Genomic DNA, 23,172 nt, shown 5'->3' with positions numbered 1-23,172 from the left:
CTCCATCTATCTCTATTCATCAGAGTTCTCCTCATTATTTGTAAATATATTTTGTTCATTGGAATCCATTGTTTTTTCAAATTCCTCTAATGTAGTTTGGATAAAATTACTTTCGCTTAGGTTTAAATATTGGGGTTTAGCGGCAAGTGCATAAAAAAAGGCATCCTCACTCCCATTGATTGTCACTTTCCATGTCGGTGCAAACAATTGTCCACTCGCCTCTCCGCCTGGATTTTTATAAGCAGAATAGTAGCCAATCGACATGTCAGTGATCGTATCCCCCCCATTTATAATTCCGTCCGTATAAAGTTTTTCTACCACTTCCAAAGGGCTTATTAACTCTTGTTTATCTTCACCTGACTGGTTGGGTACTTTTAAATGGGCGAGCGTATATCCTGTCATTGCTCCATTTTCAATATTTACCATCAGCACCCCTTCCGAATTATAATAAACGGTTCGTGAATTCGCCTTTTGGAAAAATACCGCCTTGCCTAGATCTTCATTCCAGTCCCAAAAAGAATATTGACTGCTAAAAGGTACGTGTTCACTAACAGCGCTGACAATGGACTCTTCCGTTACTTCGATAGGTTCATCTAATATGGAATGTAAAAGGCTGTCATCATAAACTTTAGCAGATTGACCTTCGAGATTTTTGATTTGATTCAGCTGGTCTTCGGTAAAATCTCCAGGCGAAGCCGTGATTAAACTAACGGGAGGTGCTTCTTCAGGTATATCATTTGAAATGGTAATATCCGCATTACTTAGACTCTTTTCAAATTGTGATTCCTCCATTGTCCCTACATTTGCTTGATCCTGTTTATCTAGAAATTGTTGCAGCAGGAATAAGTCGAGCACAAGGAAGCTAAAAATGAATAAGGTTTTAATTTGACCCCACTGCACTGGATAAACCTCCTTTACCTTCTGTTGACCCGGTTATTTCCTTCCAACTGCCATTTTCTAAAACAAACCAAGCAGGAATCAGTGAATACCCTCCATAACCACCGCTTTGCCCTACCAGTTTATAACCAATTTTGATATCTTCGATCAGCTTGATGTTATACAAACGGGATTCTTGTATAAATGCAATAATACTTTTTCCTGATGGAAGCGGGTGAGTTCCCTCAGATTCATTGATGGATGGTTCTAAGCTTACTAAAGGTCTTGCATATCGTTCTTCCTCACCATTTTGGTAGTTTATTTCTATAGTATGAATCTGATCGTCACTCGCCAAAACGGGTAAGTCTTTTTGGTACATCAGGTAGGTCACTGATGTATTTGATGCCGATAGATTGCCAACACGGAATGTATCCGTCCAGCCTTGATGTGCATTAATGAAACTAATGCTCCTCTCCAGCACTTCAAAAGAACTCATAGCTATTTGCGGACTTGACTCACCAAGTAATAACTCAGTAAAAATCATCCGTTTCCAACCTTCCGTCACCTCAAGGTTACCTAACCCATCGGTAAGGCGTTGCTCCGCTCTTGGCGCAGGGAAATTTCTAACGATAGAAGGATCTTCAAAAAGGGTGTTTTTCAATGGGGTGATAGGGAGAGGCGTTGTATCCATGATAAGCGAATGGACTGTTACCTCAGTTTCAGGTAGGAAGATTCGTTTCTCCCCATCGCCTATGAACATAACCTGCTCCCTCAGCCCTTCATCGACAGCTAATAACTCTTCCAATCTGTAAATGTTCTCACTTCGAAGGGATGCTCCAAATGCTGTAGCGTCCTCTGATTCTGGTTTAAAGAAAACATCAACCCCTCCATTATCATTAAAGGTGAAAAAGATACGCTTAAATTCTCCAACTGGAGGGGTGAAATCCTGATCTCCAAAATTAAATAAGTTTTTAATCGCTTGAGCAGGAATATTAGTAGGGAAAATAACCTCCATCATTCGGCTTTCTTCTGGAACAACTTGATTATCTTTAGGGTGGACATTAAACAATGTCCATTCCTTCATAACCTTATAGGTATTCTCACGATCTTTACCATTTTTAAAGGAATAATGCTCCCCATTCTTATGGAAAACGAACTGAGAAGGGGCAATCAGGGATGACATTTTAGCTTCCTTTCCCCCGATTGTCGTTTCCTCTAATAAGTTTTCGTCCTCGATAAAATCATTACTAGGCTGATAGTTCCATAAGCCGACAGTAAGCAGCAAACTAAAACAAATAAGAATTAACAACATAATCGATTTAAGTGTTTCAAAGTTCATTATCTTCGCCTCCGCTTCTGACTAATTAGCGGAAGTGTAAAGAAGACAGTGGTCCCTTTACCTTCTTGACTTTTCGCCCAAATTTGACCATGATGAGCCTCAATTATTTCCCGGGCAATAGCAAGTCCAAGTCCTGTACCGCCCATTTCCCGGGATCTAGCCTTGTCGACACGATAAAAGCGATCAAATATTTTGTCTACCGTATCTAAAGGCATCCCTAATCCTTGGTCAGAAATGCTTACTTGAAGATATTTACTTCCCGGCAGTGCTTTAAATGTAATCGTACCACCTTTAGGAGAATATTTAATCGCATTGGAAATAACGTTATCCAGGACTTGTGTAATCTTATCTTTGTCAATCCATACATAGAGATCTTGTTTAGATAATTCGCGAATAAACGCCATATTCTCCCTTCGATTCATCTCGAAACGATCAATAATATGTCCGAAAAAAGGGACGAAATCGACTTTTTCCTTAAAAAGACCAGTGTCCTTTCGATCCATTTTTGACAACTGAAGCAAATCGTTTACGAGTCGAATCATTCGGTCTGTTTCGTTCTGAGTCACGTCTAGGAAACGAGGCGCAATCTCTTCGTCCTTCCAAGCCCCATCCGTAAGTGCTTCAATATAACTCCGCATCGTTGTTAACGGGGTACGAAGCTCATGTGACACATTAGAAACAAATTCTCGCCGTTCCTGTTCTATTCTCTCTTGTTCTGTTACATCACTAAGTACTGTTATAAAACCGTTCATCTCGTTATTTTCGTCCTGAACAACAGAGAAATTAGCCTTCAAAAGCAGGTGTTGATCTTCTTCACTTAAATCAATAATTACCGAGCCTATCGAATCAATGTCTGATACCTCACTAATCTGATCAGTCATCCCCAGGATGTCAATTAATGACTGCCCTTGGACTTCCTCAAAGCTTTGTTCAATTAAATTAGACGCAGGAGCATTCATTAACGTTACAGCACCTAACCGATCTGTAGCGATGACTCCATCTGACATGTTTGAGAGGACCGAACTAAGCTTTCTCCGCTCACCTTCTGTTGTGGCCTGAGACAGCTTTAATTTGTCATTTAAATCATTAAAAGCAATCCCTAACTGGCCAATCTCATCATTCCCATGGACAGTCACCTTCTGAGAGAAGTCACCAGTTGACATGATTCGTGCCTGTCTCCGCATTTCAGACAATGGCTTCGTTATCGTTCTAGCTACCAGAATCCCAAGTAAAGCGGTTATTGTAATAGCCAGCGCAGCGCCTGTGGCAAAGATATTGTTGATATTCTGGAGTTGACCATATACTCCACTCATGTTCGCTTCATAATAGACTGCTCCTAATGCCTGGTCTTCATTGCTACTGCTGACTATAGAGGTTGCCCCGAACAATAATCGCTCCCCTGTAGTTTCATCTAGCGCAATCTCTGGGGTTGGTGTGCTAGACGGTAATTTTAGTGCAGAAATAATTGAAGGACGCGTCGCTTTCTTACCTATATTTGAGCTCCTTAATTCTCCCCCATGCTCTGCAATCACCCGACCGTCACTATCCACGACCTGCAACTTTTGAATTTCTGTTTCATCAAACTCCTGAATCAGATTCTGTACATCTGATTTAAGACTGGGGTCTGACTCCCCACGCTCAAGTTCAAAGGAATTCTGCAAGCTATATGTTAAAGATCGAATGGTCCCCTCGATCGAACTCTCAAAATTATCCCTAAGCTGCTCCTCGAGCCTATCAACAAAATAAGCACCTATTACTTGAATTCCGAGCAAAAGCAGTAAAATATAAACAACAATAAGCTTCAGCCGAACCGACTGAAAAAAGCTCACTTTCTTCATAAAACCTTACTCCTGCTCTGGGTTTCTTAAATAGTAACCAACACCTCGACGGGTCACAATCCATACTGGATTACTCGGGTTCTCCTCAATTTTTTCACGAAGGCGGCGAACGGTTACGTCGACCGTACGCACATCACCATAATAATCGTAGCCCCACACCGTTTCAAGCAAATGCTCACGCGTCATAACCTGTCCAATATGACGGGCAAGGTAATGTAACAATTCGAACTCTCGGTGCGTAAGCTCAATGTAGGATCCATCCCGAGTTACAGTGTATGCATCCGGATGAATAGCCAAACGCCCAATGGTGATGTCTTTTGACTGATGGGATTGATCTTCCGGCTCCTGCTGGTGTCTTCGTAAATTCGCCTTTACTCTGGCAATCAATTCACGGTTGCTGAATGGCTTAGTTACATAGTCATCCGCACCCATTTCTAAACCTAGCACCTTATCAATCTCAGCATCCTTCGCTGTCAGCATAATGATTGGCATCGTGTGGGTTTTACGAACTTCTCGACATACTTCATTTCCATCTTTATTGGGCAGCATAATATCAAGCAATATTAAATCTGGATCTTCTTGATCGGCCTTTTGGATGGCTTCATCACCATCATAAGCACAAACCACATCATAGCCTTCTTTTTCTAAATTAAATTTCAATATATCCGCAATTGGTTTCTCATCATCAACGACTAAAATTTTTGGAGCCATATCTAATTCACTTCCTTTTCATCTACTTCAATGCTTCCCCTCATTTTAACTTATTTATCCTCAAATGTCTTATCTCATCCTAAAAATAAGAAAGCGTGGGCATCCTTTTCATGCAGTGAAGGCTCGGGTAAGATGGAGGGCCCAAAGCTGAATGCCTCAATATCCTAGACCCACTACGGAAGGCTATAACTAGTTTAAAGATATTAAAAAAGCCGCTATGAAAACGCCATAGCAGCTTACTTATTAATAATAAGACATTGGATTTTGTAATGATCCATTTTTATAGATTTCAAAATGTAAATGAACACCTGTTGAACGTCCAGTCGTTCCCATGTTACCGATCGCGCTTCCTCGTTCAACCGTTTCCCCTGCACTTACACTTATGGATGAAAGGTGAGCATAAATCGTTTTATATCCATTGTTATGGTTGATCACGATTTTATTTCCGTACGAGCCATCATACCCAGCAGAAATAACAACCCCATTATCTGCTGCCTTAATCGTACGATCACTTACACCAGAAATGTCGATGCCTTTGTGAAAATCTCCCCATCTAGAACCTTGCTTACTTGTAATTGTACCTCCAACTGCCGGCCAAGTAAATTCACCGGACCCACGTGATGGTGTCACTTTTGTTCCTTTAAGGATAATTTCTTTCACAGGTTTGGAAATCGTCTCTTCATTAAGGATTTTTTCTTCGACAATCTCTCCGCTCTCCTTCTTAATGAAGTAATGGACTTCTTTCTCACCCTCCCGACCTTCTTGCTTCACTGCTTTTTCACCTTTCTGGAGCTCGTCAGTTTCGACAGTCTCTGTATCATACGAGATACTTTCTTCCTTTATTCCTTCTAGTTCTACTACCACTTCAGTCAGACGCTCAAACACTGTTACATTGATCTCTTGCCCAATTTGTAGAGGTTCATCTTTCTCAAGTTCAGAATTCATCTCAATTAATTCATCCTGAGTGAGACCGTACATGGAAGAAAGTTCGCCAAGTACCTCTCCTTCGGCCACGGTATGAACCTTATCCTCTGGTTTTCCTCTTTGTATTATGTCAACAGCTTCATCTACAGTTACAACTTTACTAGGTTCCACTTCTTTTTCTATTTTTGAAACCTTATTCGTTAGTGACACGTCTATTATAGTAGAGTCGTCTATGGTTGGTTGTTTACCATTCTCTTTTCTCTCTTTTACTTTGCGAAGTGCTTCTTTATCAACATACTGCTCTTTAAACTTTTGAACAGCTTTTTGAGCTTTTTCCCCACTCGGAAGGTAAGCAATGGTTTGATCGTCTATGTTTAAACCTACAGCATTAGCAGCTACTGATATGTTTTCTTTAAGTCCTTTAATCACTTTTTCGTTATTATGAGTAGGCGTGAACTTTTTTTCAGGAACATAGGCAATCTCTTCTTTTGTTGTCAATCGAAGGTTCTCGTTTTCTTCCTGGGCTTGGTTCAAACGTTGGTCAACATAAGATTGAACGATCTCTTTATCATTCACAGCACCTATGTGTTTATCTCCTACATAAACGTGGTAAATAGTTTCTAGGTTACTTTCAGCATACGTTGTTCCAAGACTCAAACCAATACCAAGTAAAGTCATTATGGCGACTTTTTTCCATAAACCAGTCGTCTTATCCACGATCTTTCCCCCAAATCAAATCTCTCTCTCTATTTCTTATGTTTAATTTCACCTTTTTTAACTTATCATAGGTAAGCATTTTGCGATAGGAATTACCAACGATGTAATCAATTTATAATATTAATTCCAATTTTATCTTTTTAAATGTAGTTAAACATCCTTTAATGTGTGAAATTCCACAGCTTAAAGGATGTTTTCGCATGGATTATTACAAATATATTACAAAAAACCGACAAATAGGTACCATTATTTTATCGATTTATATATGAACCTTTATTAAAACCATTTAGTAAAAAATTGGGTTATTAGTTCCCTCTTCCCTAATAGTTAAGAAATCCCAACTATCATGAGAAAACAATGAACCAAATATTAACAAATGAATAGCCTAAAGGGGAATAAAGATTTTTTACGGGAGGGAACTTCATGTATCCGAAATACCCTTATTATGCTGTGACAACCGAGACTACAAATCAAACGTTGACTTTTCCCCCTCAACACCAGCCTAAACAACCAGGTATCGAATCCTTAATGAATCCTAAACCAATTATTGAAAACCTAAGCTACGAAGGCAGTGGGAAACTCAAAAACAAAGTAGCTATTATTACTGGTGGAGACAGCGGAATTGGTGCAGCTGCAGCGATTGCGTACGCAAAAGAAGGAGCCGACATTGTCATCCCGTATTTTTACGAATACGAAAACGAAGATGCCCACCGAACCAAGAAACGTGTTGAAGAGCTCGGGCAGCAATGCCTCCTCCTTCCTGGTGATCTCCGAGATCATGAGCACTGCGAAAATGTCATCAATCAAACAATTGAAACTTTTGGCAAGTTAAATACTCTCGTTAATAACCATGGTGTACAATTCCCTCAACAGGAACTATCTGATATAACGATTGAACAATTTGATGACACGTTCAAAACGAACATTTACTCTTACTTTTACTTATCAAAGGCAGCGCTCCCCCACTTAACAAAAGGCGATGCAATCATTAATACAACTTCTATTGTGGCTTATGAAGGACACAAGTTATTGATAGACTATGCTGCTACAAAAGGTGCTATTGTAGGATTCACTCGTTCCCTATCACAAAACCTTGCTGAAAAGAATATCCGAGTCAACGCAGTTGCTCCTGGACCGATTTGGACACCACTCATACCGTCAAGCTTTTCTGAAGAGCAAGTTAAGACATTTGGCTTAAATGTACCAATGAAGCGCGCGGCACAACCATTTGAGCTTGCACCAACATATGTGTACTTAGCTGGTAATGACTCCCGATATGTTAGTGGTCAAGTTTTACATGTTAATGGAGGAAAAATGGTGAGTTCATAACTGGAATCATTAGTTTCGTTCAACTTTTTGTTTAAAAACAAAAAATGCCTGCGAATCAAATCGCAGACATTTTCCCAGTGGCTCGGGACGGAATCGAACCGCCGACACACGGATTTTCAGTCCGTTGCTCTACCGACTGAGCTACCGAGCCATATTTTAAGTGTTATACTGTATTGAATCCTCGCTCTTCGTCTGGTTTTGTAGTGAATTCGAGGAGGTCCTACGCTCATCTTGTTGCAAGTTTTTAACCGATATATATAATGGCGGTCCGGACGGGACTCGAACCCGCGACCTCCTGCGTGACAGGCAGGCATTCTAACCAACTGAACTACCGGACCAAGCAAATACTCTTATATTACGGCAACGAAGAATATCATACCATAGAGAAAGATGAACAGCAATAGATTTTGCCATTATCTTTGGTGAAAAAGAGAAATCAGGAAGGAGATCCTCCTATTTCTCCCCTAACAAGTATGTCATTTTTTCTATTAATTCCTTTGGTTTGTCGGATTGTAATAATAAGCTCCGATTCGATTCAGCGACAAAACCGGCTTCGATAGCATGGTCGATCAGGTTAATCATCGGTGTATAGTAGTTTTCAATATTTAATAGAGCAATGGGTTTTGTGTGCAGCCCAATTTGTGCCCAGGTTACGGTTTCAAATAGTTCCTCAAACGTTCCAAAGCCTCCAGGGAGTGCGATGAACCCATCAGCCAATTCACTCATCTTTGCTTTTCTTTCATGCATGGTTTCCACCTCAATGAACGATGTCAGCTTTTGGTGCACGATTTCTTTTTCAAAAAGTGGGGTGGGCATAATGCCTGTAACATGCCCTCCTGCTTCTAAAATGGAATCAGCAAGCACGCCCATTAATCCGCTCTTTGCCCCACCATAAACAAGCTCAATTTGTTCGTTCGCAAAAACTTGGCCTAAGATTTTGGACTTTTCGATAAATTCCTGATTATTACCGCTTTTTGATCCAGCGAATACACATATTCTTCTCAAATGAATAGCTCCTTTCTCTTAACAAAACACGCCTACCTATTTTACAAGTAAGACGTGTCTTATTCTTTCTATTATACTATTCGCTATATACGCTCCGTACAACATTTGTTTGTGAGCGATCAGGTCCAACTGAAAAGATCGATAGCGGAATACCTGTAAGTTGTGATACGCGTTCCAAGTAATGGCGCGCATTAACGGGAAGATCTGTGAGTGATTTCGCACCAGTTATATCCTCCGTCCAACCTGGCATTTCCTCGTAAACAGGTTCACATTCAGCTAGCTCTTTCAAACTGGCCGGAAACTCCTTAATGATTTCACCCTTGTATTTGTAAGCTGTACAAATTTTTAAGTTCTCAATCCCTGTTAAAACATCAATCGAGTTAAGTGAAAGGTCGGTGATCCCGCTAACTCTTCGGGCGTGGCGGACAACGACACTGTCGAACCAGCCGACTCGACGGGGACGTCCTGTTGTCGTTCCATATTCACGGCCGACTTCTCGGATTTGATCTCCTACTTCATTATCAAGCTCTGTTGGGAACGGTCCGTCTCCCACGCGAGTGGTGTATGCTTTTGACACTCCCACAACGTGCTTGATTTTAGAGGGGCCAACACCTGAGCCAATCGTCACCCCGCCTGCAATCGGATTAGAGGACGTTACAAACGGATAGGTACCTTGATCAATATCCAGCATAACCCCTTGCGCACCTTCAAAAAGTACTCGACGCCCTTCGTCTAAACTATCATTTAATACAACAGATGTATCACATACATATTTCTTAAATTGCTGCCCATACTCATAATATTCGTCTAGGATTTCATCTACAGTATAGGGTGCCGTTTCATATACTTTTTCAAAAAAGCGGTTCTTTTCTGCTAGATTCTGTTCAAGCTTTTCACGGAAACTTTCTTTGTCCAAAAGATCTGCTACCCGGATTCCCATTCTTGCTGCCTTATCCATGTAAGCTGGACCGATTCCTTTTTTCGTTGTTCCAATTTTATTCGCACCTTTTTCCTCTTCCTGCAATGCGTCAAGCTTCAGGTGATATGGAAGAATAATATGTGCACGGTTGCTGATTCGCAAGTTATCCGTCGAGATTCCTCTATCATGTAGGTACTTAAGCTCTTCTAAGAGGGCTTTCGGATCGACTACCATACCATTTCCCAGTACACACACTTTATCATCAAAAAAGATCCCCGAAGGAATGAGATGTAGTTTATACGTTACTCCGTCAAACTTAATCGTATGCCCTGCGTTGTTCCCGCCTTGATAACGAGCTACAACCTCAGCGTTCTGTGATAGAAAATCAGTAATTTTACCTTTACCTTCATCGCCCCATTGGGTTCCGACAACTACTACTGAAGACATATGGCACCTCCGCCAATAAAATTTACTTTTTTATTTTATCCATGGTCAGTTTATCAATGATTAGCTTATTCGTCAACGTAAATACCGAACGTTATATTTAATTATGTTAAAAATGTTCGATTTTAAATAGCCTCCCTTTTTACTTATAAATGCTTACAAAAACTTATATTGATTGATTTTTACTAAATTAATACTTATAATAACTTATATAGGAGAGTGAACGGATATGTACCAAGAGGAACGACTCATCGAAATCCTTAATTATCTAAGAAATGAGCGAAGAATATCAGTTGAAAAAATTTGCGAGCTTTTCAACGTTTCCCGCGATACTGCACGAAGAGACCTTGTAAAGCTTGAGGAACAGCAAGCTATATTGCGAACACGAGGTGGAGCCATCCTTCCCTCCACTCGTAATAAAATCAAGGACTATTCCAATCGTCTGCAGACCGATTCCGGAGAGAAGTTGCATATTGGGCGAAAAGCTGCCTCATTGATCAGAAATGGAGACAAAATTATTCTAGATGCTTCAACCACGGTTCAATCTTGCGCAGACCAATTGAAAGAACTTGATTGTACAGTCATCACAAATTCTATTAATCAGGCAGAAATTTTATCAAGCAAAGCAAAGCTAACTATTCATTTACTGGGTGGACAGCTTCATAAAGAACATCGATTCTTATACGGAACATCAGTCATTGATCGGCTGTCAAAATATCATGTCGACCATGCTTTTATCGGGGTGGTAGGGATATCAGAGCACGGATTAACGATCGCCCATGAAGAAGATGGAATGGTGAAACGGAAAATGATTGAACGAGCAAAGCAGGTGACGGTTCTTGCTGATCATACAAAAGTGGGGGTAACCGACTTTTATCAATATGCGGGCCTTGAGGATATTGATTTATTAATCACGGACCGAACACCTAGTCTTGACTTCCAGGAATTACTCACTACTCATCAAGTAGAATTACTTGTTACAGAAGAGGAGAAGTAAAAGATGAAGATGATTGCGATTGACTTAGATGGAACGCTATTGAATAGTCGAAGCAAGATCAGTGAAGAAAATATTGCTGCTATTAAAAAAGCTCAATCTAAAGGTGTGGAGGTTGTCATTGCTACGGGGAGAGCCGAATTTGATGTGCGAGAGGTTTTTGCTAAAACAGACGTATCAACATGGGTGATTGGAGCAAACGGAGCTACCATTCATCAGCCAGACAGGGAATGCTTCAGCGCCGTGCCCATTGATCCTAATGATGGGAAAGACATTTTGCAATGGCTTGAGCAGGAACAATTTTATTATGAAGTATTTAGTGATTCGGCAATTTTAACGCCACAGAACGGTCGCGAGTTACTAAATATTGAACTTGATCGGATTCGCAGTGCCAATCCGCAAGCCGACGTCTCCGATTTAAAACTGGCGATGGAGAAGCAATTTGGCCAACAGGGATTCTTCCAAGTGGATTCCTTTCAAGAAATTCTAGATGCCAATGTACCACTTTACAATGTTCTAGCCTTTTCCTTTGATCAAGAAAAACTTGATTTAGGCTGGCGTCAATTCGAGTTACGTGAAGACTTAACACTGGTTAGCTCGTCTCTCCATAACTTCGAACTTGAACATAAGAACGCATCAAAGGGGATAGCTCTATCGAAATTGGCTAACCATTTTGGAATGAACTTACGGGATGTGGGAGCGATCGGGGACAGCCCGAATGACCTTTCCATGCTTGAAGTGACTGGACACAGTGCAGCTATGGCTAATGGACGTAATGTTGTGAAAGAGGCCAGCGACTTTATTACAAAGTCTAATGATGAACATGGTGTGGCGTACACCATCTCCCAATGGTTAGACTAATTACCGCTTCATACACGGTTCGGCGTAACTTCCTAAAGGGGGGCGTAACGAATGGTGATGAATATAAAGACGCCTGAGCTCCTCAAGTTCAGGCGTCTTCTTTGAGTCTTATAGAATAAATCCCACCTCAGGTCATCCAAATTATGGATGACCTGAGGTGGGGAATTTTAGGTTTATTAAGCTGGTGGGACGTCGGCATCGCTATAGCGTCGATCGAGGTCGACGAATTTGTTGTATTCTTTTACAAAGGCGAGTTCGACATTACCAACCGGGCCATTACGTTGCTTCGATATAATAATCTCAATGATATTCTGGTTCTCCGACTCCTGATCATAATAATCATCACGATAAAGGAAACCTACGATATCAGCATCCTGCTCAATTGAACCTGATTCACGAAGATCAGACATCATCGGACGTTTGTCCTGTCTTGATTCAACACCACGAGATAACTGAGATAACGCAATCAACGGAACATTTAATTCACGGGCTAACCCTTTTAAGGAGCGTGAAATCTCTGATACTTCCTGCTGACGGTTTTCTTTGGAATTGGCGCTCCCTTGAATGAGCTGCAAATAGTCAATCAAGATCATCCCAAGTCCATGTTCTTGCTTAAGGCGACGGCATTTAGAACGGATTTCACTTACTCGAACACCTGGAGTGTCATCGATGTAAATTCCTGCATTCGATAGACTTCCCATTGCCATCGTCAGCTTGTTCCAATCATCAGATTCCATACGTCCTGTCCGCAGACGCTGTGCATCAATATTGCCTTCTGCACACAACATACGCGATACAAGTTGATCAGCCCCCATCTCAAGGCTGAAAATCGCAACATTTTCTTCTGTATGGACTGCTACGTTTTGTGCAATATTTAAGGCAAACGCCGTTTTACCCATAGATGGTCTAGCTGCTACTATAATTAGGTCATTTCGCTGAAATCCAGAAGTAATCTGATCGAGATCCCGATACCCAGTTGGAATCCCTGTTACGTTCCCATCGCTATTGTGGAGCATTTCAATGTTATCGTACACATCGATCAGCACATCTTTAATACTTTTAAAAGCACCTGAATTTGTCCTATTAGACACTTCGAGAATATCTTTTTCAGCTGAATTTAAAACATCTTCAATATTCTCTTCCTCAGCAAAGCCGCTGGTAACGATATTTGTTGCTGTTCGGATTAACCCACGTAATGTAGATTTTTCGCTAACAATTTTAGTATAGTAGCTAATATTCGCTGCTGTCGGTACTGAGTTTGCGATATCGCTTAAATATGATACCCCACCGACCTCTTCCAACACTTTATTATTTGATAATGCCGTGGTCACGGTTACGAGATCAATTGGTTCCCCACGGTCAGATAAAGTAAGCATGACTTCAAATATTCGCTGGTGACTTGCTCTGTAAAAATCTTCGGGAAGCAAGTATTCAGCAGCAGTAGACATAGCCTCTGGCTCCAAAAAGACAGCCCCGAGAACAGCCTGTTCTGCTTCGATATTATGCGGCGGAGTACGGTCATTCCATTGTTCACTCACTAGTTCGTTCCTCCTCTAATCATGAAAAGGACCCTTTACTTCCCTTCAATATGGACACGAATTGTACCTGTAACTTCTTGATGAAGCTTCACAGGGACATTTGTATACCCAAGCGTGCGGATGGGCTCGTCTAATTCGATTTTACGTTTGTCAATTTTAATATTGTGTGATTTCTTCAGCTCTTCAGCAATTTGCTTGCTTGTCACAGAGCCAAACAAACGGCCACTGTCACCAGACTTCGCTGTCAGCTTCACTTCTATATCAGCCAACTGCTGTTTCAGTAGTCCAGCCTCTTTTTCTTCTTCTTCAGCCAGCTGGTCCTGTTTAGCATCCTTTGCCTTCTGTGCTTTAAGGTTGCCGCCTGTCGCCTCAACAGCTAAATTATTTTTCAAAAGATAGTTACGGGCATATCCGTCCGAAACATTTTTTATTTCCCCTTTTTTCCCTTTTCCTTTTACATCAGCTTTGAAAATAACTTTCATTCTTGGTCTCCTCCTTCGAAATATTCATCGATAATATCCTGTAGTAACGCTTTCGCATCTTCAATATTGGTGTCTTCAAGCTGGGTGGCCGCATTGGTTAAATGCCCGCCCCCATTCATTCTTTCCATGATTACCTGCACATTTATATCACCCAACGAGCGGGCGCTGATCCCAATTCTTCCGTCTTTGCGCTCTGATATGACAAAAGACGCTACAATTCCTGTCATCGTAAGCAACGTATCAGCAGCTTGAGCAATAATAACCGGACCATAAGACTCGCCATGCTTACCTGCTGAGATGGCAACCCCATTGCGATAAACATCCGCCTTTTCTATTAAACGACTGCGCTTCACGTACACGTCTAAATCTTCCTTCATAAATTTCTGAACGAGAACGGTATCCGCTCCTTTAGACCTTAAATAGGAAGCCGCGTCAAAGGTACGAGACCCTGTACGTAATGTGAAACTTTTCGTGTCGATAATAATCCCGGACAATAATGCTGTTGATTCGAGCATAGACAGTTTCAGCTTCTTCGGTTGATATTCGAGCAGTTCTGTTACAAGCTCTGCCGTGGAGGAAGCGTATGGTTCCATATAGACGAGTGTTGGATCAGAAATAAATTCCTCAGCACGACGGTGGTGATCAATGACTACCACATGCTCCGTCTTGTGTAGAAGCTTTTCTTCCATAACGAGCGAAGGCTTGTGGGTATCAACCACAACGAGTAATGTTTCGTTTGTTACAAGTTCAAGAGAATCCTCTGGTGTTATAAAATGTGACCATAATTCCTCATCATCTTGAATTTCCTCAATCATGCGCTGAACCCCTGTATCAATGTCATCAGGATCAAGTACGATTGCTGCCTTTTTGTCATTCGCTTGAGCGATTTTCAGAATCCCTATCGAGGCGCCAACCGCGTCCATATCTGGGGATTTGTGTCCCATTATAAGCACTCTCTCGCTTTCCTGAACGAGTTCTTTCATAGCATGAGAGATGACACGGGCACGAACCCTTGTGCGCTTTTCCATTGGATTTGTTTTTCCGCCATAAAAACGTACCTTCCCCGAATCATCTTTAATCGCCACCTGATCGCCCCCGCGGCCCAAAGCTAGATCAAGACTGGACTGAGCCAGCTCTCCCAGTTCAGGCAGGCTTACAGGGCCTACGCCAACCCCGAAACTTAACGTAAGCGGGACATTCTGATTCGTAATGAGTTCCCTCACTTCATCTAAAATCTCGAATTTAGCCCGTTCAAGTGATTGCAAAATTTCTTGATTCATTACTGCCATAAAACGTTCCTGTGAGGTCCGTTTCAGATAAATTCCAAAATCACTGGCCCATTTATTAAGAATGGACGTTACTTGTGAGTTAATTTGGCTTTTCGCAGTATCATCCATTCCCTGGGTAATTTCCTCATAGTTATCCAGAAAAATAATAGAAAGAACAGTTTGTTCATTTTGATAAAGGTTATGAATTTTTGTCTGGTTCGTCCGGTCGAAAATGTATAACAAGCGCTCATCGCGTTTAATTAACGTATGAAGCTTGTAATCCTCGATTTCAACCCACGTTTCATCATTATCCTCTTTAATTTGAGAAATCAGATCATCTGAGAGATTATTCAATGACTCCCCAACGATCGTATTATTCTTTGTGAACTTATGCATATAAGGATTTGCCCATTCGACCTTGTAATCCTCACTATATAAGATGATCCCAATAGGCATCTCTAATAGCGCCTCTTCCCCTACTTTTTTCACACGGTAAGAAAGCGTCGAGATATATTCTTCTGTTTCACTAATCATATTCTTCTCTGTGCGCACACTATAGAAAATCGATGCCGCCAAAAAGAGTGTCATCAATAAACCGAGCATCCACTGGTAATACCAAATGAACCCAAGCAACAGCAGAGAGATGACATAGATGACCCACAAGTGTCCACTCATAGTCGGTTTTTTAAAAAAGTTCGGCATTTCATTCAGCTCCTGCCATCATATACGAGCGATCGTTACTTTTTCGTTTGCATACGTTCCCTTAACGAAAATCCTATATCAATTATACCTAAGATTCGCACAAGATAAAGGAGGATTGTTGGCAAAAACACACATCCAACAATTGCCAAAATAGGCAGTGCCTTGGATTTCCTTTTCACATGGGTATAGAAAGCGATAAATGCAAACCCCTGCACTATCAAAAACGTGCCTGTTAATGTAAATACGTTAATCGCCGCCAAATAACCTATTCCGTCACCTGCTGCAAACGCATAGTTTAAGATTAACGCAAAAAAGTAATACCATAATACGGATGTAGGCAGGGTAAAGTTACGAAATGCGGGGAAATGAAACTTTTTACCCTCTACACGGTTTATTAGTTTATAGCTTAACCATTGGCTTACAAAAGCATAAATAATCCCTAATATAGCAATTAAACTAGGTATTAAGTCCGGCAATGTTTCAATTTGTTGACGTAATCCCTCAAGCTGCTCCTGCATTTGCTCTTCCCCACCGAAAGTTCCAAGCATCCTTTCAGTTATCGTAAATGCCTCATCTAAGGACACTCGTATTTGCTCTGCCCAGCTCACTCCAAGGAACAGCTGTGACAGCAAGTAAACAGCGACAATACCTATAATAAATCCAATCGAACCTACAGCCCAAGTTTCATAGGAGGACCGCTTATGATACATCGCTGTTCCTGCAAATATTCCACCGACCCCGGTGAGTAATGTTATAGGAAGAGAGAAAACCGTTGCAAATAGCAAAGCAAAAATAACGACCGCTATCAGCATGAGTCCTCCTGCCTTCCACCCGTGACGATAGCTGTAAAATACGAAAGGTATAGGTAATGTAAATAATAATAAGGACCCAACAATTCCAGGGAGGAAGAGAATTAACAATAACTCTAGCAGATAAACACCCGTCATTAAAGCCCCTTCAGTAATTCTTCTTGTATCTTTCATCCATTGCACCTCATCTTTAATCAAGCTATGCTAACTCCATTATTTTAACACACAAACCCACTTCACATCTTCTCTCAGCATTTTGTCTTAATGTCTTATTATCTGATATGATAGGAAACAATAAATTCGGATTAGGAGGAGTCTACATGCGGACCGATTATCACGTACATATGGCAGAAACGGGAAATTTAACCATTGATTACTTACGGAATTACATTGAAAAAGCTCGGCAAGAGGGGGTTGAGGAACTCGGCATTTCTGAACATGCTTACTTTTTCCAGGAGACGAGAAGTATTCTATCAAATCCTTGGGTAGAAAATCGGCGAACACTTGATTTCAAGACATACCAGCAAATGTTCGATCAAGCAAGCGAGGCCGGGATCCCTATTAAAATGGGGATCGAAATGGATTACATGCCTGGCAAAGAAGCTGAAATGCAGCAATTTATCGATGCCCACCCTTTCGATTACGTGATAGGATCAGTCCATTGGATTGATGAATGGGGAATTGATCTGGCTATTTTTCGTGAAGAATACGAGAAAAGGGATTTACATGAGGTTTACCGTCAGTACTTTGACCGAGTCGTTTCACTAGCGGAATCTGGCTTATTTGACTTCGTTGGCCACATTGACGTCATTAAAGTGTTTGGCTATCGCCCCGATGATAAGGTGTTTCTCCGTGAACAGTACGAACGCGCAGCAGAAGCCTTAGCCAAAACAAACACCTGCATAGAGATAAGTACAGCAGGACTCAGAAAACCTGTAGGGGAGCTTTATCCTGATCCTGAGCTCTTGCAAATCTGTAAGGAAAAAGGCGTTGGTATCGTACTATGCTCAGACGCCCATAAACCGGATCATATCGGTTATTGCTACGATGACGCAATCAGATTAGCCCGCTCCGCTGGATATGAGGAGGTACACGTGTTTACAAAGCGTAAAGCACGTGTTGACCCAATAAGATAGCTGAAAAATAACCCCTTAATTAATAGACTATTTGTTGTTGGTCAGTGTCTATTATTATAAGGGGGTATTCTATACACCATCTAAGGTTTATATGGTGGGTTGAGACACTCTCGTGATTTCAGCCATGAGTGAACAAACATGTTTTCCACTATTTTATGGCATTTTCCCTTTATAAGTGGCAGCACTTTATTTGTGGCACGTCGACACCAGCAACTTTAAACCACTAAAAAAGCAGGCAAGCTTTACTAGCCTATCTGCTCCTTATTATGGTTATAGTGTAAGGCATTGCACTTGTCTAATATCAGCCACTCCTGCAAGCTGCTCACGGCAATTTTCTTCCACTTCCTTATCTACAGTGAGAACCATTACAGCGTCACCACCTTGATTCGTCCGTCCGACTTGCATCGTCGCAATGTTAACTTCATATTCAGCAAGCAAGCTTCCAACGCGGCCAATAGCGCCGGGCTGATCTTTATGCTGGATGACAATTAGATGGCCATGAGGAACGACATCAATTGAATGGTGGTCGAGCATGACAACCCTTGCCCCCAATCCAATCAACAACGTACCTGAAATGCTCCGAGTTTCACGATCAGTCTCTATTTCGATCCTCACAAGGTTGGTAAAGCCCTTAGTTGAAGTCGATTTTTGCTCATTAATGACTATCCCTTTATCTGAAGCCGTTTTAAATGCATTTACATCATTTACTCGATTTCCAATATAACGCTGAAGTATCCCTTTTATCGCCATCCGTGTCAGCGGTGTTGTATCAACATCGAGCAACTCTCCTGAGTAATAAACGGTAATTCGCTCAAGGGCCCCGTCAACAACTTTTGATAAAAACGCTCCTAATTTCTCGGAAAGTTGGAAGTATGGAGAAAGCCTCTCCATCATTTCTGCGGAAACCGAAGGCATATTAACAGGATGTCTCACCGTGCCTCCCCGCAAAAGCTCCATGACATCATAGCTGATGTCTGTAGCTACACTCTCCTGCGCTTCTATCGTGCTAGCCCCCAAGTGTGGGGTTGCAATCACTTCTGACAGTGACAAGAGTGGATGATCGATAGCCGGCTCTTCTTCAAATACATCGAGGGCGGCTCCAGCAATTTTTCCACTCTTCACCGCTTCGTACAAAGCATCTTCTTCGATGATCCCTCCACGAGCACAGTTGAGTATTCGAGCACCCGTCTTCATTAACTGAATTGAATCTCGGTTAATAAGATGCTTCGTTTCATCCATTAGAGGAGTATGAACAGTTAAGAAGTCCGCTTGCTGTAGTACCTCCTCTAAGCTGCCATGATTCACGCCTGCCTTATCAGCCTTTTCTTTTGTTAAAAAGGGATCGTAAGCAACCACGTTCATCCGGTGCCCTTTCGCGCGGTGAGCCACTTCCTTCCCAATACGACCGAATCCGACAATACCCAAGGTTTTATCTTTCAGTTCTACACCAACAAATTTTTTCCGTTCCCACTTATTTTGTTTCAGTTGATGATAAGCTTGTGGTATATTTCGGGCAAGTGCCATCAGCATTGCCATCGTATGTTCTGCCGTTGAAATCGTATTCCCATCTGGAGCATTAACGACAACAACTCCGTGCTCAGTTGCTGCCTCAAGGTCGATATTATCGACGCCAACACCAGCTCGGCCAATCACCCTTAACTCAGGTGCCTGTTCAATCAGCTCTCTCGTCACTTGTGTTTGGCTGCGAACAATAATGGCGTTACTTGTTCCTATTTCCCTCAGAAGCTGTTCATGACTTAATGATGGATTAACAACCGTTTCTACATCTGTTGCTTCAAGTAGTGGTCGGATACCACCTTCACTTAATGGATCACTTATTAATACACGGTACATTTACTTCAACCCCTCTGTTAATAGACTTTCGAGCCGCAGCTGAACCAACGCCGACCGAGGACACCCTATACATCTCACATACTTTTTTTAAAAAAAGCATCAAACATGTCCGGATCATCGACTGCCCCATCTTCGTTCAATAGCAGGCGGTATAGAAGTCGGCCCTTTCGTATGTAAATGTTCCCACTCACATTTCATTCCACCACCTGCATTGTTCTCTCAGCACGAACAAATTACTTTATAAGGTAGAAAAATGATATTCCTTTATCCTACCAAATGAATCGCTGTTGTCAATCTACTAAGAATGTTAAGTCGAGATACTTTTTTTCTTTTTTTTCTTTTATAAAAATGCTGAAAATTAACAAAACAGTCTGTATAATTCAAGAGGTAACAAATTTTTAGAAAATTAAAACATTAGGGGGAGGATTACTTTGAGAAAACACAACAGTTTATGGCTATTATTCGTCTTAATGCTAACACTGATTTTAGCCGCATGCAGCGGTGGTGAAAGCACATCAAGTAATTCTGGTGGAGAAGAAGGAAGTTCCAGCGAAAGTGGAGGAGAAAGTGATGTAAAACAAGAAATTACTATCACTGCAAAAAGTGAAATTGCGAGCATGGATCCTTCATTAATTACAGACACCGTTTCATTCCAATGGGCGGGTGAAACGTTAGAAGGCTTGTTCCGTTTGGACAAAGAGGGCAACCTTTCACCCGGTATCGCCAAGGACAGTTCTGTAAGTGAGGATGGGCTCACTTGGACATTCAATTTACGTGAGGATGCTGAATGGGAAAACGGGGACCCTGTAACAGCACACGATTTCGTTTATTCTTGGCAGCGCGCTGTAACTCCTGAAACAGCTTCAGAATATGGACCATACTTCCTTGGAGGTGTTGTGAAAAACGCAACAGCCATTAGTAGCGGAGAAATGGATCCTGAAAAGCTAGGTGCTGTAGCTGTCGACGATCATACATTAGAAGTTACCCTTGAAAAGCCAGTACCGTACTTCAAGGGCATGACAGTGTTCATTACGTTCATGCCTCAAAATCAAGATTTTGTTGAAAAGCATGGTCAAGACTTCGGTACAGAAGCAAAGTTCACCTTGTCAAACGGTCCATTTAAGATGACCGAGTGGAATCATGGTGAAGGATGGACACTTAAAAAGAATGACTCCTACTGGGATGCAGATGCAGTCAAATTGCAAACTCTTAACGGAAAAGTAATTAAAGAAATTTCCACAGGGGTCAATTTATACGAGTCTGGTCAAATTGACCAAACAGAGTTAAACGCTGAGTTTGTTGACCAATATTCTACTACAGAAGATTTCAATGTGGCTAAACAACCATATATGTATTTCTTCAAATTCAACCAGGCAAACGAAGTATTAGCAAATGTTGACGCGCGTAAAGCTATTTCACTAGCCATTGACCGTCAAGCTCTAACTGATGTTATCCTTAACGATGGATCTGTTCCGGCTGAAGGATATGTTCCGTCAAACTTCGTAAACAAACCTGGTACTGACAAAGGCTTCCGCGAAGTCCAAGGTTCTCTTGTAGAAGCTAATGAACAGAAAGCAGCTGAACACTGGCAAAAAGCACTCGATGCACTTGGAAAAGAAGAGGTTACGTTAGAAATTCTCGGTGATGATACGGGAACATCACAAAACGTCATGGCCTATTACAAAGACCAACTAGAGACTAAACTGGAAGGACTAACCATTAACCTTGTTCAGGTACCATTTAAAGAACGTGTACGACGCGGACAGGAATCAGAATTTGAAATCCTTGCTGCGACTTGGGGTCCCGACTATATTGACCCGAACACATATTTAAATATGTATTTGACAGATGGACAAAACAATAACATGAACTTCTCTAGTGAAGAGTATGATGCCCTCATCGCGAAGGCAAATGGTGAGTATGCACAAGACCCACAAAAGCGTTTTGAGACTTTCCTAGAAGCTGAAAGATTACTTCTGGAAGAGTATGCTGCTGTAGCACCTATTTACCAGGATGCTAAAGCACAATTATTTAGACCTACAATTAAAAACGCGTTCCCTACAGCTACTGGTCCAGAATTCGAATTTAAATGGGCATATGTAGAAGAATAAATATAAAAAATACCTCTGTTGCTAAATTGCAACAGAGGTATTTTTTATATTTATTTAATCTAAGCTTCCTTCTGGACCAAAGAATTCATAATTTCTTCGCTCCACAGGTACATTCCACTCTTTGAGTGCTTTATGAACTGCCTTCATAAACCCTTCTGGACCACAATAGTAAAAATCAGCATCTTGTGGAACTGTTCCCTGCAGCCACGCAAGATCAATATACCCTTCTTTATCATAATCAGAATCTTTTTCATCTGGTGAGTCATAAATGATATGGGTTTTGACAAACGGAAATTCCTTGCTCGTTTGTTTCATATCTTCCTTAAAAGCATGAACACTTCCATTACGAGCCGCATGAATGAAATAAATATCACGGTTTTGCTCTTTAATCATCGAGGTTTTCATCATACTCATTAAGGGTGTTAAACCAACACCTCCACTAATAAGGACAACGGGATTCACAGATTCCGTATCTAAGTAAAAATCGCCCGCAGGTGCACTAATGGAGAATACATTCCCTTCCTCTACCTGAGTATGTAAGTAAGTAGATACAATACCTGCCGGGTTCTCCCCAGTCCCATCTTCTCTTTTTACACTTATACGATAATAGTTATTTCCAGGCGCGTCTGACAGACTATATTGTCTTAGATGTGTATGGTTCTCTCCGGGGACCTCAGCCTTAATCGTAATATATTGACCAGGCTTATAGGCAGCTAACTCTCCACCGTCGGCTGGCTGAAGGTAAAAGGATGTAATGACATCACTCTCCTTAACCTTCTTCCATACACGAAACTCACGGTAATCCTTCCAACCGCCTTTTTGTGAAGCAGCTTCTTGATATTTCTGCTTTTCAACTTCTATAAATGCCTCCGCAATCACTCCGTAAGCTTCGCCCCACGCCTCAATAATGTTGTCTGTTGCGGCATCACCAAGAACCTCTTTAATTGCTAAAAGTAAGTACTCACCGACAATCGGATAATGCTCAGGTTTCACGTTCAAACTACGATGTTTTTCAGAAATCTGCATCACCGTCGGCATTATTGCGCCCAAGTCATCAATATGTTGTGCTGCAGCGTATACTGCATTTGCCAAAGCTTTCGGCTGTCTCCCTGCCTTTTGATTCGTCTGATTAAAAATGTTCTTCAACTCAGGATAATCCGCAAACATTCGCTGATAAAAACAAGTTGTAATCTCTTCCCCATGCTCAGCCAGTACGGGGATTGTCGACTTAACAATTCTTACTGTTCCTTCGCTTAATTCAGTTTTTACAGACATATCAATACCCCTTTATTTAAAGATGTATTTTTAATACATC

Annotated in this window: 18 protein-coding genes and 2 tRNA genes; 5 read left to right on the top strand and 15 right to left on the bottom strand. The window is 41.4% G+C overall.

The window, feature by feature from the left end; translation table 11 throughout:
• Nucleotides 1–12: 12 nt before the first annotated feature.
• The 5 genes from MUO15_RS14330 to MUO15_RS14310 all read right to left on the bottom strand — a co-directional run bounded on the left by MUO15_RS14330 (nt 13) and on the right by MUO15_RS14310 (nt 6,405).
• A complete protein-coding gene (locus MUO15_RS14330) occupies nt 13–900 on the bottom strand; it encodes a two-component system regulatory protein YycI (protein WP_245030156.1) in 888 nt (295 codons plus the stop codon).
• Nucleotides 881–2,215 (bottom strand): YycH family regulatory protein, encoded by a 1,335-nt coding sequence (locus tag MUO15_RS14325; RefSeq protein ID WP_245030154.1) that lies wholly within the window; start codon nt 2,213–2,215, stop codon nt 881–883. Before MUO15_RS14325 ends, MUO15_RS14330 begins: the two co-directional genes overlap by 20 nt.
• Nucleotides 2,215–4,053 (bottom strand): cell wall metabolism sensor histidine kinase WalK, encoded by a 1,839-nt coding sequence (gene walK, locus MUO15_RS14320; RefSeq protein ID WP_245030150.1) that lies wholly within the window; start codon nt 4,051–4,053, stop codon nt 2,215–2,217. Before walK ends, MUO15_RS14325 begins: the two co-directional genes overlap by 1 nt.
• A 6-nt stretch (nt 4,054–4,059) precedes the next feature.
• Entirely contained in the window at nt 4,060–4,764 is a 705-nt protein-coding gene (gene yycF / locus MUO15_RS14315; RefSeq protein ID WP_245030148.1) for a response regulator YycF, read from the bottom strand.
• Nucleotides 4,765–5,007: 243 nt separating this feature from the next.
• Complete coding sequence (locus tag MUO15_RS14310) at nt 5,008–6,405, bottom strand: peptidoglycan DD-metalloendopeptidase family protein (RefSeq protein WP_245030145.1); 1,398 nt, start codon at nt 6,403–6,405, stop codon at nt 5,008–5,010.
• A gap of 423 nt (nt 6,406–6,828) precedes the next feature.
• Between MUO15_RS14310 and MUO15_RS14305 the strand changes: the two genes are divergently transcribed.
• Nucleotides 6,829–7,734, top strand: a complete 906-nt coding sequence (locus tag MUO15_RS14305) for an SDR family oxidoreductase (protein WP_245030143.1) — start codon at nt 6,829–6,831, stop codon at nt 7,732–7,734.
• A gap of 78 nt (nt 7,735–7,812) precedes the next feature.
• Here the strand turns inward: MUO15_RS14305 and MUO15_RS14300 are convergent.
• From MUO15_RS14300 to MUO15_RS14285, 4 genes are all read right to left on the bottom strand, one after another.
• Nucleotides 7,813–7,885: transfer RNA gene (locus MUO15_RS14300), tRNA-Phe, on the bottom strand.
• A 110-nt stretch (nt 7,886–7,995) separates the two neighbouring features.
• Nucleotides 7,996–8,072 (bottom strand) — tRNA-Asp (locus MUO15_RS14295).
• Between the two features lie 115 nt (nt 8,073–8,187).
• On the bottom strand, nt 8,188–8,739 hold the full coding sequence (locus MUO15_RS14290) for an LOG family protein (RefSeq protein WP_245030141.1): 552 nt from the start codon (nt 8,737–8,739) through the stop codon (nt 8,188–8,190).
• Nucleotides 8,740–8,815: 76 nt separating this feature from the next.
• Nucleotides 8,816–10,105, bottom strand: coding sequence for an adenylosuccinate synthase (locus MUO15_RS14285; protein WP_245030139.1), 1,290 nt, complete (start codon nt 10,103–10,105; stop codon nt 8,816–8,818).
• A gap of 226 nt (nt 10,106–10,331) precedes the next feature.
• Here MUO15_RS14285 and MUO15_RS14280 point away from each other — a divergent pair, with 226 nt between their 5' ends.
• Nucleotides 10,332–11,099, top strand: a complete 768-nt coding sequence (locus MUO15_RS14280; RefSeq protein ID WP_245030137.1) for a DeoR/GlpR family DNA-binding transcription regulator — start codon at nt 10,332–10,334, stop codon at nt 11,097–11,099.
• Nucleotides 11,100–11,102: 3 nt separating this feature from the next.
• On the top strand, nt 11,103–11,957 hold the full coding sequence (locus tag MUO15_RS14275) for a Cof-type HAD-IIB family hydrolase (RefSeq protein ID WP_245030136.1): 855 nt from the start codon (nt 11,103–11,105) through the stop codon (nt 11,955–11,957).
• 176 nt (nt 11,958–12,133) lie between these two features.
• On the opposite strand, the gene dnaB is transcribed toward MUO15_RS14275, so the two are convergent.
• The 4 genes from dnaB to MUO15_RS14255 are packed head-to-tail and all read right to left on the bottom strand — an operon-like array spanning nt 12,134 to nt 16,954.
• Nucleotides 12,134–13,495 carry a replicative DNA helicase gene (gene dnaB, locus MUO15_RS14270; protein ID WP_244755342.1) on the bottom strand — a complete coding sequence of 454 codons (1,362 nt, stop codon included), beginning with the start codon at nt 13,493–13,495 and terminating at the stop codon, nt 12,134–12,136.
• A 35-nt stretch (nt 13,496–13,530) separates the two neighbouring features.
• Nucleotides 13,531–13,977, bottom strand: a complete 447-nt coding sequence (gene rplI, locus MUO15_RS14265; protein WP_245030135.1) for a 50S ribosomal protein L9 — start codon at nt 13,975–13,977, stop codon at nt 13,531–13,533.
• Nucleotides 13,974–15,947, bottom strand: a complete 1,974-nt coding sequence (locus tag MUO15_RS14260; protein WP_245030134.1) for a DHH family phosphoesterase — start codon at nt 15,945–15,947, stop codon at nt 13,974–13,976. The genes rplI and MUO15_RS14260 overlap by 4 nt, the downstream gene beginning before the upstream one ends.
• A 35-nt stretch (nt 15,948–15,982) precedes the next feature.
• Entirely contained in the window at nt 15,983–16,954 is a 972-nt protein-coding gene (locus MUO15_RS14255; RefSeq protein ID WP_245030133.1) for a YybS family protein, read from the bottom strand.
• 122 nt (nt 16,955–17,076) lie between these two features.
• Between MUO15_RS14255 and MUO15_RS14250 the strand changes: the two genes are divergently transcribed.
• Nucleotides 17,077–17,892 carry a histidinol-phosphatase HisJ family protein gene (locus MUO15_RS14250; RefSeq protein ID WP_245030132.1) on the top strand — a complete coding sequence of 272 codons (816 nt, stop codon included), beginning with the start codon at nt 17,077–17,079 and terminating at the stop codon, nt 17,890–17,892.
• 270 nt (nt 17,893–18,162) lie between these two features.
• On the opposite strand, the gene serA is transcribed toward MUO15_RS14250, so the two are convergent.
• Nucleotides 18,163–19,746, bottom strand: a complete 1,584-nt coding sequence (gene serA / locus MUO15_RS14245) for a phosphoglycerate dehydrogenase (RefSeq protein WP_245030126.1) — start codon at nt 19,744–19,746, stop codon at nt 18,163–18,165.
• 431 nt (nt 19,747–20,177) lie between these two features.
• Here serA and MUO15_RS14240 point away from each other — a divergent pair, with 431 nt between their 5' ends.
• The gene (locus MUO15_RS14240; RefSeq protein ID WP_245030124.1) at nt 20,178–21,857 is read left to right on the top strand and encodes a peptide ABC transporter substrate-binding protein; all 1,680 of its coding nucleotides are present in this window, start codon (nt 20,178–20,180) and stop codon (nt 21,855–21,857) included.
• A gap of 54 nt (nt 21,858–21,911) precedes the next feature.
• Here MUO15_RS14240 and hmpA read toward each other — a convergent pair whose 3' ends face one another.
• Nucleotides 21,912–23,132, bottom strand: coding sequence for an NO-inducible flavohemoprotein (gene hmpA, locus MUO15_RS14235; RefSeq protein ID WP_245030122.1), 1,221 nt, complete (start codon nt 23,130–23,132; stop codon nt 21,912–21,914).
• Between the last annotated feature and the right edge of the window lie 40 nt (nt 23,133–23,172).

The sequence above is a fragment of the Halobacillus amylolyticus genome (genome assembly GCF_022921115.1).
Taxonomy (GTDB): Bacteria; Bacillota; Bacilli; order Bacillales; family Halobacillaceae; genus Halobacillus_A; species Halobacillus_A amylolyticus.
The sequence above is the reverse complement of the archived record's forward strand: the minus strand, read 5'-3'. Positions and strand labels throughout refer to the sequence as shown.